Annotated in this window: 5 protein-coding genes; 3 read left to right on the top strand and 2 right to left on the bottom strand. The window is 69.9% G+C overall.

The features are described from left to right. Positions 1 to 196 precede the first annotated feature (196 nt). Together VFZ70_02380 and glgP are read right to left on the bottom strand one after the other, a co-directional pair. Entirely contained in the window at positions 197 to 1750 is a 1554-nt protein-coding gene (locus tag VFZ70_02380) for an aldehyde dehydrogenase family protein (GenBank protein ID HEX6254635.1), read from the bottom strand. Between the two features lie 259 nt (positions 1751 to 2009). Then, positions 2010 to 4613: an alpha-glucan family phosphorylase gene (glgP, locus tag VFZ70_02375; protein ID HEX6254634.1), complete on the bottom strand. Its 2604-nt coding sequence runs from the start codon at positions 4611 to 4613 to the stop codon at positions 2010 to 2012. Between the two features lie 242 nt (positions 4614 to 4855). On the opposite strand from glgP, the gene VFZ70_02370 reads away from it, so the two are divergent. From VFZ70_02370 to glgB, 3 genes are read left to right on the top strand one after another with little or no spacing between them, the layout of a single operon-like run. Continuing rightward, positions 4856 to 6805 carry an alpha-1,4-glucan--maltose-1-phosphate maltosyltransferase gene (locus tag VFZ70_02370; protein ID HEX6254633.1) on the top strand — a complete coding sequence of 650 codons (1950 nt, stop codon included), beginning with the start codon at positions 4856 to 4858 and terminating at the stop codon, positions 6803 to 6805. A 42-nt stretch (positions 6806 to 6847) separates the two neighbouring features. Beyond that, a complete protein-coding gene (gene treS, locus VFZ70_02365) occupies positions 6848 to 8578 on the top strand; it encodes a maltose alpha-D-glucosyltransferase (protein HEX6254632.1) in 1731 nt (576 codons plus the stop codon). Next, the gene (gene glgB, locus VFZ70_02360) at positions 8575 to 12198 is read left to right on the top strand and encodes a 1,4-alpha-glucan branching protein GlgB (protein HEX6254631.1); all 3624 of its coding nucleotides are present in this window, start codon (positions 8575 to 8577) and stop codon (positions 12196 to 12198) included. Before treS ends, glgB begins: the two co-directional genes overlap by 4 nt. Positions 12199 to 12285: the final 87 nt, after the last annotated feature.

Raw genomic sequence — 12285 nt, 5'->3', positions numbered from 1 at the left:
TCACTGTGCTACGTGTACCACCCGCGGATCACGTACCCGGAGCTGCGCCCACGGTCGACGACCGTCGGTACGCAGAACGCCTCCGTCAACGGCGACGGCGACCGTGTCGCCCGCGACCGGGTCGGCGACTCGGCGGCCTCGCAGTGACCCCGGGACCGGCGAGCCCGCCCGCCACCCCCGCCACGAGGCGTCGTGGTCAGCGCCGCAGGCGGAACCCGAGGTCGGCAGGGACGTCCTCGACGTCCATCTGCGCCTTCTGCAGCCTGCCCGCGTAGTCCCAGTTGACCGACTGCCAGCGGGTGAACTGGTCGAGCACCCACTGCCCGGACAGCCGGCTGCCGTTGCCGGACCGTCCGTTGCCACCGAACGGCAGGTGCGCCTCGGCGCCCGACGTCGAGTTGTTGACGCTGACCATCCCGGCCGAGATGCGCTCGCGGAAACGGAACACGCTGCGGGGGTCGGTCGTGTAGATCGCGCTCGACAGCCCGTAGCCGTGCCCGTTCGCCAGCTCGATGCCCTCGTCGAGCCCCTCGCACGCCATCACGCCGACGAGCGGACCGAAGGTCTCGGTGCGGTACAGCTCGTCATCGACCCGCACGCCGGTGACGATGGTCGGGTGGTAGAAGATGCCGCCGTCCGCGTCACCCACGAACCCCTCGCGGGGGTTGTCGGCCGTGATGCGCCCGACGCCGGTCGACCCGCTGACCTCGTGGTGGTCGCCGATCAGGTCGAGCCAGCCATCGAAGCGCTCCGCGAACCGGGCGTCGAGCATCGGTCCGTAGAGCACCTCCTCACGCGGATCCCCGATCGCAGCCCCAGCGGTGGCCGCGGTGAAGCGCTCGACGAACTCGTCATGGACCTCCTCCGCGACGATCGCGGTTCCCAGCGAGGTGCAGCGCTGGCCGGCCGTACCGAACCCGCTGAACAAGGCCCCCTCGACCGCGAGGTCCATGTCGGCGTCGGCGAGGACGACCATCGGGTTCTTCCCACCGAGCTCGAGGCACGGCTGCTGCAGGTGGCGTCCACACAACGCGCCGATCTCGCGGCCGACCTCGGTCGAACCGGTGAACCCGACCTTGTCGACCAGTCCCGCGTCCAGCGCCCGCTCGAGTCCGGCGAACGTGTCCTTGCCGCCGGCGAGCACCAGGCTCAACGCACCGGCGGGCAGCCCGCCATGGGCGAACAGCTCGAACAGTGCGTGCCCGGCGGCGGCTGCGTACTCGGCTGGCTTCCAGACGACGGTGTTGCCACACAGCAGTGCGGGGACCAGGTACCACGAGGGCACCGCGACCGGGAAGTTCCCCGCTGTGATGATCGCGGCCACACCGACCGGCATGCGGTAGGTGAACAGCTGCTTGTCGAGCATCTCGCTGGGCACGGTCTGCCCGTACAGCCGACGGCCCTCGCCGAGGAAGAAGTCGCACGTGTCGATGATCTCCTGCACCTCACCCAGCGCCTCCGCGTAGGGTTTGCCGATCTCGTCCGTCACGAGCCGGGCAAGCTCCTGCTTGTTGGCCTCGACGATCCGGCCGATCTGCTGGATCACGCGCCCACGGCGCGGTGCCGGGGTGGCGGCCCAGTCGGGCTGCGCGGCACGCGCCGCCACGCACGCGGCGACCATGGTGTCGGCATCGCCCAGCTCGACCTCGGCGACGACCTCATCGAGACGCGCCGGATTGACGTTCGTGCGCAGGCTGTCCGTCGCGTCGTCTGCCGAGCCCGCGATCTTCGAACTGACGTGCTTGACCATGATGACCTCTCCGACGGCGTCGCTGCACACGATGCCGTCTGGCGGCGCGCGCGTCCACCGGTCGGCCTGCACCGACCGCGGGAGCTTTAACGCGCCCGAAATCGGCAGCAAACCTGCGGGCTACGAAGCGCGCCTAGGGTTGCGCCCGTGCTGGTCGCCCACCCTCGCCCGTGGTGCACGCGCCACGGACCGCGGTCAGCACCCTCTGCACCGTCCGCGGCGGGCTTCTTCGGCTCGGGGCCCGCCGCGGCGGTGCCCTCTACGTGCGGAGTCCCGTGTCAGTCACTGTGTGCTGGTGGGTGATGACCGCGTCGGCCTGCGGCCACACCGCGCGGCCGGTGTCGGCGGCCGACAGCAGGTCGACGTGCAGGGGGACGACCCGGACCGTGAAGCCGTACTCCCCAGACCGGTCGCAGCGGAAGCGCGCGCCGTAGCGGGCCGCGCCGTCGTGGTCGACGTCGAGTGTCATCGGCTCGATCAGCGGACCGGTGATCCCGCCGTCGGCATCGACCGCGCCGTGCACGACCTCGACGCGCACGTCGTCGATCGTCAAGGCCCCGAGGTCGATCTCGGCCCGGACCTCACGTCGGGCACCGACCGTCGTCGCGGAGTCGTCGGCGGTGATGCTGACGACGCGGACGCCCGACCACGACGCATCGATGCGCTTCCGCCACGCTGACAGCGCCCGCGCGCGGGCGTGGCCGTCGGCCGCCAGCCCGCGCGCCCGATCGGCGAGCGGCACGTACAGATCGGTCGCGTACTCGCGCACCATCCGCGAGGCCAGCACGCGGGGCCCCAGCGTCCGCAGCGACCGACGCACCCGCTCGAGCCAGCGCCGCGGTAGCGGACCGGTCGACCGGTCATAGAACATCGGCACCATGACGTGCTCCATCACGTCGAACATCGACTGCGCGTCGGCGGCGTCCTGCTGGCCGACGTCCCCGAGGTCGTCGTCGCTGCCGATCGCGAACCCGTTCCGGCCGTCGTACATCTCGTCCCACCAACCGTCGAGCGTCGAGCAGTGCAGCGCACCGTTGAGCACCGCCTTCTGCCCCGACGTGCCGCAGGCCTCGTGCGGCCGGCGGGGCGTGTTGAGCCACACGTCGACGCCGGCGTACAGCGCGCGGGCGATCTCCATGTCGTAGTCCTCGACGAAGACGAGCCGCGTCCGCAGATCCGGATCGGCGGCGAAGTGGACCAGCTGGCGGATCAGATCCTTGCCGAGGTCGTCTCGCGGGTGGGCCTTGCCGGCGAAGATCAACTGCACCGGGCGGTCGGTCGACAGCAGCAGCGCGCGGAGCCGTTCGGGCTGGCGCAGCAGCAGCGTGCCGCGCTTGTACTCGGCGAACCGCCGGGCGAAGCCGATCGTCAGCGCGTCGGGATCGCCGATGCCCTCGGTCCAGTCGAGCGTGCTGGCGCGCTCTCCCCGCCGCAGCGCCTGGTCGCGGACCGCCCTGCGCACCCGCCCGAGCATGCGCTCGCGCGCCCGCTCGCGGGCGCGCCAGAGCGCGTCGTCGGTGATCTCGTCGACCCGGGTCCACGCCCGCGGGTTGTCAGGCCAGTCCGGCGCGAGGTGACGCTGGTACAGGGCGGTCATCTCCGGTCCGATCCACGTCAGCGCGTGGACGCCGTTGGTCACCGACGTGATGGGCGTCTCCTCGTCCGGCAGGTCGGGCCACAGGATCGAGAACATCCGCCGCGACACCGTCCCGTGCAGCTGGGACACGCCGTTGGCCAGTGCCGACAGCCGCAGACCCAGCACCGCCATGTTGAACGGCTCGTCGTGGCCGGGCGTGTGCTGCCCGAGCGCCAGCAGCGTGTCCAGGTCGACCCCGCAGGCGTCGGCCACCGGCGGGGCGTACCGGCGCATGAGGTCGGCGGGGAACTTGTCGATGCCGGCGGGCACGGGCGTGTGGGTGGTGAACAGCACACCACCACGGGCGGCCTCGATCGCCTCACCGAACGACAGGCCGTCATCGGCGATCAGGCGGCGGATGCGCTCGAACTGCAGGAAGCCGGCATGCCCCTCGTTCGAGTGGAAGAGCTCGGGCTCGTCCGTGACCTCGCCGAGCTCGATCGCCAGTCGGAGCGCGCGCACGCCGCCGATGCCCAGCACGAGCTCCTGCCGCAGGCGGTGCTCGGTGTCGCCGCCGTAGAGCCGGTCGGTCACGTCGCGGTCCGCGACGGCGTTGCGCGGCAGGTCGGTGTCGAGCAGCAGCAGTGGGACCCGTCCGACGTCGGCCTTCCAGATCTGGCACGCGACCTTCGTCCCGGCGAGGTCGACCTCCACGGTCGCAGGCTCGCCATCCACCTCGAACCGGCGAAGCGGGAGGCTGTTGGGGTTCAGGTCGGGATAGCGCTCACGCTGCCAACCGTCGGCGTCCAGGTACTGCCTGAAGTAGCCGTGGCGGTACAGCAGGCCGACGCCCACCATCGCGATGCCGGCGTCGCTCGCCCCCTTCAGGTGGTCGCCGGCGAGGATGCCGAGACCTCCCGAGTACGTCTGCATCACGTGGGTCAGGCCGAACTCTGGTGAGAAGTAGGCCACGACGGGCAGTCGGTCCTGCTGGCTCGATGCCCACCGGCCGCCGTTGAGGTAGCTGTCCAGATCGGCGTCGAGCCGCCGGAGCATGGCCAGGAACGCACCGTCGTCGGCGAGTGCTGAGATCCCGGCCCGGCTCAGCCGTCCGAGCAGCGCGACGGGGTTGCCGGTCGCCTCCCAGAGCGTCGGGTCGGCCCAGCGGAACAGCTCCTGGGTCGGCTGGTCCCAGACCCAGCGCAGGTTCTGCGCCAGCCGCTCGAGCGGACGCAGCTCGTCGGGCAGTGAGGGTCGCACCTGAAACGTGCGCAGCGCGGAGATCACGACGTCATCGACCTCTCGTGGTGGGGAACGTGCGTGGGACAGGGACGGACCCGGCGACCACGACACGGCCGCCGGCGCTGTCCGCGATCAGACTACGTTTCCCGACGACGCCGCGACGGCGCCGGCCAGGGCCGCCGGACCGACCCGCACGAGTAGGGTGCGCGCCCGCGCGGGTATGACACCCTGCGCGGAGCGCTGTGTGCGTGCGCGGCGAACGGCACCTGATCGTCGAAGGATCGTCAGTGAAGAACCGAGTGGTCATCTCCAATGTCACGCCGTCGGTGGATGCCGGCCGGTACGCTGCCAAGGCCGTCGTGGGCGACGACGTCATCGTGGGCGCGGACCTCCTCCGCGAGGGCCACGACCTGCTGGCGGCCTGCATCCGGTTTCGTGGCCCCGACGACGCACGCTGGCGCGAGGCGCCCCTGACGTTGCACACCAACGACCGTTGGTACGGCCACTTCCCGGTGGACGCGGTCGGCCCATGGCGGTTCTCGATCGTGGCGTGGACCGACCACTACCGTTCGTGGCTGCACGGCGGCCAGCGGAAGGTCGAGGCCGGCAGCGACGACGTCGAACTGTCACTGGCGGATGGCGCGAACCTGTTGGAACGGCGCATGGGCCGACTCCCCCGCGCCGCGAAGGAGATCGTGGCCGAGGCGGTCGAGGCGCTGCGCGGCGACACGGGTCCCGCGGAACGGATCGCCGTCGCGGGCGATGACGACCTGCTGGCGCTGCTGGACCGCCATCCCGAACGACTCGACAAGACGGTGTCGAAGCCGGACATGCCGCTGTGGGTCGACCGGGAGCGCGGGCGCTTCAGCGCCTGGTACGAGATGTTCCCGCGGTCATACGGCGCCACCGAGACCAGCAGCGGCACGTTCGCCGACGCCGCCAAGCGCCTGCCTGCGATCGCCGGGATGGGCTTCGACGTGGTGTACCTGCCGCCGATCCACCCGATCGGTCACACCAACCGCAAGGGCACGGGTGGGCCGTACGACCTCGACCCGGGGCCGGAAGCACCCGGCGTGCCCTGGGCGATCGGCAACGCCGACGGAGGCCACATGTCGGTCCACCCAGACCTGGGGACGATCGACGACTTCGACGCGTTCGTCGCCGACGCGCGCAGCCTGGGCATGGAGGTGGCGCTCGACTTCGCCATCCAGTGCTCGCCCGACCACCCGTGGGTCACCGAGCACCCCGAATGGTTCCGCCACCGTGCCGACGGGTCGATCGCCTACGCCGAGAACCCCCCGAAGAAGTACCAGGACATCTACCCCCTCGACTTCGACACCACCGACATCGACGGACTGACGGCGGAGCTCAAGCGGGTCGTCGAGTTCTGGATCGGTCACGACGTCAAGATCTTCAGGGTCGACAACCCGCACACCAAGGCGTTGCCGTTCTGGGAGTGGCTCATCGCCGAGATCCGCGCCGAGCACCCGGACGTGATCTTCCTGGCCGAGGCGTTCACCCGGCCCAAGATGATGCAGGCACTCGCCAAGCTCGGCTTCACACAGAGCTACACCTACTTCACATGGCGCAACTACAAGCACGAACTGATCGACTACCTCACCGAACTGGCCCACGGCGAGATGGCGGACTACTACCGCCCGAACTTCTGGCCGAACACGCCCGACATCCTGCACGAGTACCTGCAGGTCGGAGGTCGGCCGGCGTTCAAGGTCCGCCTGGCGCTCGCCGCGCTGATGTCGCCGTCCTGGGGCATGTACTCGGGCTACGAGCTGGTCGAGAACACGCCGCTGGAGGAAGGCAGCGAGGAGTACCACCGCTCCGAGAAGTACAGCTTTCGACCCCGCGACTGGGACCAGTCGCACTCGTTGGAGCACTACATCACGCGCATGAACGAGATCCGGCGGACGTTCACCGCGTTCCGCCAGCTGCGCAACATCTGGTTCCACCACATCGACAACGACGAGATGCTGTGCTTCTCGAAGGTGGCCAACGACCGCACCGAGCCGCTGCTCGTCGTCGTCAACCTCAACTCCTTCGAGGCGCGCGAGGCGACCATGTGGCTCGACCTGTGGCAGGTGGGTCTCGAGCACGCCGGCCCGTACGAGGCCTACGACCTGATCACCGAGACGTCGTACATCTGGCACGGTCCCGCCAACTACGTCCGCCTCGACCCGCAGCACGAGCCCGCGCACGTGTTCACGCTGCGTGCGCTGTAGACGGTCCCGCCCCCGCAGCCTGCGACAGAAAGGGCTCGCCCCGTGGTCCTGACCGACGATCCCCAGTGGTTCAAGCACGCGATCTTCTACGAGGTGCTGATCCGCGGGTTCCATGACTCGGACGACAACGGGACCGGTGACCTGCGTGGACTGCTGGAGAAGCTCGACTACCTGCAGTGGCTGGGCATCGACTGCATCTGGCTGCTGCCGTTCTTCGCGTCGCCGCTGCGCGACGGCGGGTACGACATCGCCGACTTCACGACCGTCCTGCCCGAGTACGGCTCGGTCGACGATCTGGCGGCCGTGATCGAGGGTGCGCACGCGCGCGAGATGCGGGTCATCGCCGACCTCGTGATGAACCACACGTCGGACCGCCACCCCTGGTTCCAGGCCTCCAGGCAACCGGACTCACCGACGCGCGACTGGTACGTCTGGAGCGACGACAACGAGCACTACAGCGACGCGCGGATCATCTTCCACGACACCGAGGCCTCGAACTGGACGTGGGATCCGCTGGCCGAGCAGTACTACTGGCACCGGTTCTTCAGCCACCAGCCGGACCTGAACTACGACAACCCCGACGTCGCGGACGCGATGCTCGACGTCGTGCGGTTCTGGTTGGAGCTCGGGCTCGACGGCTACCGGATGGACGCGGTGCCGTACCTGTTCGAGCGTGACGGCACGAACTGCGAGAACCTTCCGGAAACCCACGCGTACCTCAAGCGTGTACGGAAGGTCGTCGACGACGAGTTCCCCAACCGCGTGCTGCTGGCCGAGGCCAACCAGTGGCCCGACGACGTCGTCGATTACTTCGGCGACGGCGACGAGTGCCACATGGCGTTCCACTTCCCGGTGATGCCCCGGATGTTCATGGCGGCACGCAAGGAGGAAGCGCTGCCGATCATCGAGATCCTCGAGGCGACGCCGCCGATCCCCGACAACTGCCAGTGGGGCATCTTCCTGCGCAACCATGACGAGCTGACGCTCGAGATGGTCAGCGACGAGGAACGCGACTACATGTACGCCGAGTACGCGCGGGATCCGCGCATGGTGTCGAACACCGGGATCCGTCGCCGGCTCGCGACGCTGCTGGACAACAACAGACGCCTGATCGAGCTGTTCCACTCGCTGCTGTTCAGCCTGCCGGGGTCGCCGGTCATGTACTACGGCGACGAGCTCGGCATGGGCGACAACATCTTCCTGGGCGACCGCGACGGCGTACGCACCCCCATGCAGTGGAGCATCGACCGCAACGCAGGGTTCTCGCGCGCGGAGTTCAGCGAGCTGTACCTGCCGCCTATCATGGATCAGGTCTACAGCTACCAGGCGCTCAACGTCGAGGCGCAGCAGCGCGATCCGAGCTCCCTGCTGCAGTGGGTGCGTTCGTTGATCCACGTGCGCAAGCAGCACCCGGTGTTCGGCACGGGCCACTTCGAGGCACTCCGCGCGTCCAACGCCCGGGTCCTCGCGTTCCTGCGCTCGGCGGAAGACGACACCGTACTCGTCGTCGCGAACCTGTCGGGCGACGCCCAGTACGTGGAGCTCGACCTGTCGCGCTTCGCCGGCGACCACCCCGTCGAGATGCTCGGCGGCACCTGGTTCCCACCGATCGGCGAGCTGCCGTACCTGTTGACACTGGGCGCCCACGGCTTCTACTGGTTCCGCCTCACGCCGGCGCACGGCGGAAGGGCGAGGGCGAGCGCCAGCGAGCCGGGGGGCGGGGACCTCAGGGCGAGGGCGAGCGCCAGCGAGCCGGGGAGCGGGGAGCGATGACCGACCAGGCCCGCCCCCTGGCCACATGGCTGCCGAGGCAGCGCTGGTTCCAGGGCAAGAACCGCGCGATCGCCGACGTCGAGGTCGTCGACCGGGCACCGCTGCTGTCCACGGCGCGGTGGATGGTGATCGAGGTCCGCTACGACGGTCATCCCACCGAGTGGTACCAGCTGGTCCTCGTGCCCGTCGAGGGCGAGCGCCGGCGAGCCGGGGGGCGGGGAGCTGAGAGCGAGGCCGTCGAGGTCGACGGCACGCGCTGGGCCGACGCCACGGCGGATCCGGTCGTGCTGGGCGAGCTCGCCCGGCTCGCCGGTCACGGGGGCGACATCCCGACCGACGCGGGTGCGACCATCGTCGGGACGCCCTGCGCCGGCGGTACCGTACCGGCCGACGGGCGGGCCTTGGGCGTCGAGCAGTCCAACACCAGCGTCGTATTCGGCAACGAGGCGGTGCTCAAGCTGTTTCGCAGGCTCGATGCCGGACCGAACCCCGACATCGAGCTGACCGCCGCGCTGACCGCGGCCGGCTGCGAGGACGTCCCGCACCAGATCGGTGCGCTGGCACTGCGGGGCGGCGACGACGAGCTGCCCCTCGGCGTCGTCTCGCGGTTCGTCGCGGGTGCCACCGACGCGTGGCGGCTCGCCGTCGACGACGCTGTCGCCGCGCGGTCGGCGGACGACGCCGAGACCACGGGAGTGTCAACCCTGCACGACCGTCTCGCCGAGCTCGGCGCGGCGACCGCACGGGTGCACGCCGCGCTGGCTGACGCGTTGCCGGCCAGGGCGGCGACCGACGACGACGTGCGCGCATGGGTCGACGACGTGCACGACCAGATCGACGAGGTGCTGGGCTCCACGTCGGTCGACACCCTCGACGCGGCGACCCTGCACACCGCGGTCGACGAGATCGCCGCGGGGATCTCCGACCCGGGCGACGTCACGCGGATCCACGGAGACCTCCACCTCGGGCAGGTGCTGCGCTCCCCCGACGGCTGGCAGCTGCTGGACTTCGAGGGCGAGCCCGCCGCCCCGCCGGCACAGCGCCGCGCGCCCGGACCTCCCGTCCGCGACATCGCCGGCATGCTGCGCTCGTTCGACTACGCTGCGGCGACGGCCCAGTGGACGGCGCGACCGGATGGCGGATCTGCCGATGCGCTGCCAGCGAGCCTGACCGGGTGGCGTGACGTGGCGCGCGAGCGGTTCCTCGAGGGCTACGAGGCCGCCGACGGCCGGGCGCTGGACCGCGCGCTGCTCGCGCTCTTCGAACTGCACAAGGCGGTCTACGAGATCGCCTACGAGCGCGCGTACCGACCTGACTGGCTCGACATCCCCGTTGGTGGCGTGCAGCGTGTGATCGCACGCGCCGCGCCCACTGCAGCCACACGCTCCACCCATGACCAGAGCTCGACGAGAGGAACACCGATGCCCGCCGACGCCACCTCGTGGCATGCCGCCAGCGACGACGTCGAGGCGCTCGTCAACGGCACCCACAAGAACCCGCACCGCGTGCTCGGGATGCACGAGCACCGCGACGGCACCGTCGTGCGTGTGTTGCGTCCCGACGTCGCGTCAGTCGAGATCGTCTGGGGCGACGGGGACGCCGAGACGGCGACACGGACCTCTGACGGTGGGCTCTTCGAGGCGCTGGTGCCCACCAAGCTGGCCGCCGACGGCTACCGCCTGCGGATGCGCAGCCACGAGGACGTCGAGTTCACGACGAGGGACCCCTACGCGTTCTGGCCGACGCTGGGCGACACCGACCTCCACCTCGCTGGCGAGGGCCGCCACGAGGAGCTGTGGCGGCGGCTGGGCGCCCACGTCACGACGGTTGAAGGTGTCGAGGGCACCGCGTTCGCGGTCTGGGCGCCCAACGCCCAATCGGTGCGCGTCGTCGGCGCGTTCAACGACTGGGACGGTCGCCGGCATCCGATGCGCGTGCTCGGCACCGGGATCTGGGAGCTGTTCATCCCCGACGTCACCGACGGCGCCCTCTACAAGTACGAGGTGCTGCGCGCCGACGGCCACCTGACCCTGCACGCGGACCCGTTCGCGTTCGCCACGCAGGCGCCGCCGGAGAACTCCAGCCGCGTCTTCGCCTCCGAGTACGAGTGGCAGGACGGCGACTGGATGGCCAGCCGGCCGGGCCAGCAGTGGCACCGCCAGCCACTGTCGGTCTACGAGGTGCACCTGGGGTCGTGGCGTCACAGTGACGGCCGACCGTTGACGTACCGCGAGCTCGCCCACCAGCTGGCCGACTACGCGGACGAGATGGGGTTCACCCACATCGAGCTGCTCCCCGTCGCCGAGCACCCCTTCACCGGGTCGTGGGGCTACCAGGTCACCGGCCAGTTCGCCCCGACCGCACGGTTCGGCACGCCCGACGACTTCCGCTATCTGGTCGATCACCTGCACCGCCGCGGTGTCGGCGTGATCGTCGACTGGGTGCCCGCCCACTTCCCGAAGGACGAGTGGGCGCTGGCGCGCTTCGACGGCACCGCGCTGTACGAGCACGCCGACCCGCGGCAGGGCGAGCACCCCGACTGGGGGACGCTCGTCTACAACTTCGGACGCAACGAGGTGCGCAACTTCCTGCTGGCCAGCGCGCTGTTCTGGCTCGAGGAACTGCACGTCGACGGACTGCGCGTGGACGCCGTGGCCTCGATGCTCTACCTCGACTACTCGCGTGAAGAGGGCGAGTGGGTCCCCAACGCGTACGGTGGCAACGAGAACCTGGAGGCGATCGAGTTCCTCAAGCAGACCGCCACCACGGTGTACGGACGCAACCCCGGCGCACTGCTGATCGCCGAGGAGTCGACGGCGTGGCCCGGTGTGTCACGCCCCGTGCACCTGGGTGGTCTCGGCTTCGGGTTCAAGTGGAACATGGGCTGGATGCACGACACCTTGTCGTACTTCGCCCGTGACCCGATCCACCGCCGCTTCCACCACAACGAGCTGACGTTCGGCCTGCTCTACGCGTGGAGCGAGAACTACATGCTGCCGCTGTCCCACGACGAGGTCGTGCACGGCAAGCGCAGCCTGCTGGACAAGATGCCCGGCGACCGCTGGCAGAAGTTCGCCAACCTGCGGGCGCTGTACGGCTACATGTGGGCGCACCCGGGCAAGCAACTGCTGTTCATGGGTGGCGAGTTCGGGCAGTGGCGCGAGTGGAGCGAGGACAGTGCCCTGGACTGGGGTCTGCTCGATCAGGCGGATCACCGGGGACTGCGCCATCTGGTCGGCGACCTGAACCACGCGTACCGGTCGCTGCCGTCGCTGTGGGAGCAGGACCACGATCCCAACGGGTTCCGGTGGATCGACGCCAACAACGCCGACGCCAACACGCTGTCGTTCGTGCGCTATGCCCTGGACGGGACGCCGCTGGTCTGCATCGTGAACCTGTCGCCGGTGCCGCGGGACGACCAGCGCTTCGGCATGCCCCGCTCGGGACGCTGGCGTGAGCGGTTGAACACCGATGCCGGCACCTACGGCGGCAGCAACCTCGGGAACATGGGGCTGATCACCGCGACCGACGAGCCCTGGCACGGCATGACGTCCTCGGCCATGGTGTTCGTCCCGCCGCTTGCGGCGCTCTGGCTGACCCCGGATCCGGACGACGGCTGATCCGCCCGCGACGCCAATGCCGGGGTGGTCGCCGAACCACGCGGAAACCCGGTGCAACGACAACCACCCCGACGTTGCCCCACCCAC

The sequence above is a fragment of the Euzebyales bacterium genome (assembly GCA_036374135.1).
Lineage (GTDB): Bacteria > Actinomycetota > Nitriliruptoria > Euzebyales > JAHELV01 > JAHELV01.
The sequence above is the reverse complement of the archived record's forward strand: the minus strand, read 5'-3'. Positions and strand labels throughout refer to the sequence as shown.

What these genes read in the sequence shown, in the direction of transcription:
- glgB (HEX6254631.1), top strand. Translation starts at nt 8,575, where the DNA reads ATGACCGACCAGGCCCGCCCCCTGGCCACATGGCTGCCGAGGCAGCGC.
- VFZ70_02380 (HEX6254635.1), bottom strand. Translation starts at nt 1,750, where the DNA reads ATGGTCAAGCACGTCAGTTCGAAGATCGCGGGCTCGGCAGACGACGCG.